Origin of the sequence: Klebsiella sp. RC2 (assembly GCF_014192815.1) — a bacterium.
In the GTDB taxonomy this organism is placed as follows: domain Bacteria; phylum Pseudomonadota; class Gammaproteobacteria; order Enterobacterales; family Enterobacteriaceae; genus Klebsiella; species Klebsiella variicola.
Genome location: NZ_JACHYL010000016.1, coordinates 1 through 1,024, shown reverse-complemented (window position 1 = coordinate 1,024; position 1,024 = coordinate 1). Strand labels below are relative to the sequence as shown.

Sequence of the window (1,024 nt, the reverse complement as noted above, 5' to 3'; positions counted from 1 at the left end):
CACTATCGTTAACTGAATACATAGGTTAACGAGGCGAACCGGGGGAACTGAAACATCTAAGTACCCCGAGGAAAAGAAATCAACCGAGATTCCCCCAGTAGCGGCGAGCGAACGGGGAGCAGCCCAGAGTCTGAATCAGCTTGTGTGTTAGTGGAACGGTCTGGAAAGTCCGACGGTACAGGGTGATAGTCCCGTACACCAAAATGCACAGGTTGTGAACTCGAAGAGTAGGGCGGGACACGTGGTATCCTGTCTGAATATGGGGGGACCATCCTCCAAGGCTAAATACTCCTGACTGACCGATAGTGAACCAGTACCGTGAGGGAAAGGCGAAAAGAACCCCGGCGAGGGGAGTGAAAAAGAACCTGAAACCGTGTACGTACAAGCAGTGGGAGCACCTTCGGGTGTGACTGCGTACCTTTTGTATAATGGGTCAGCGACTTATATTCTGTAGCAAGGTTAACCGTATAGGGGAGCCGCAGGGAAACCGAGTCTTAACTGGGCGTTAAGTTGCAGGGTATAGACCCGAAACCCGGTGATCTAGCCATGGGCAGGTTGAAGGTTGGGTAACACTAACTGGAGGACCGAACCGACTAATGTTGAAAAATTAGCGGATGACTTGTGGCTGGGGGTGAAAGGCCAATCAAACCGGGAGATAGCTGGTTCTCCCCGAAAGCTATTTAGGTAGCGCCTCGTGAATTCATCTTCGGGGGTAGAGCACTGTTTCGGCTAGGGGGTCATCCCGACTTACCAACCCGATGCAAACTACGAATACCGAAGAATGTTATCACGGGAGACACACGGCGGGTGCTAACGTCCGTCGTGAAGAGGGAAACAACCCAGACCGCCAGCTAAGGTCCCAAAGTCATGGTTAAGTGGGAAACGATGTGGGAAGGCACAGACAGCCAGGATGTTGGCTTAGAAGCAGCCATCATTTAAAGAAAGCGTAATAGCTCACTGGTCGAGTCGGCCTGCGCGGAAGATGTAACGGGGCTAAACCATGCACCGAAGCTGCGGCAGCGAC

1 rRNA gene is annotated in these 1,024 nt (G+C 52.4%); it reads left to right on the top strand.

Annotation, left to right across the window (positions count from 1 at the left end):
• Positions 1-1,024 (top strand): 23S ribosomal RNA (locus tag FHW76_RS26285); the annotation flags it as partial.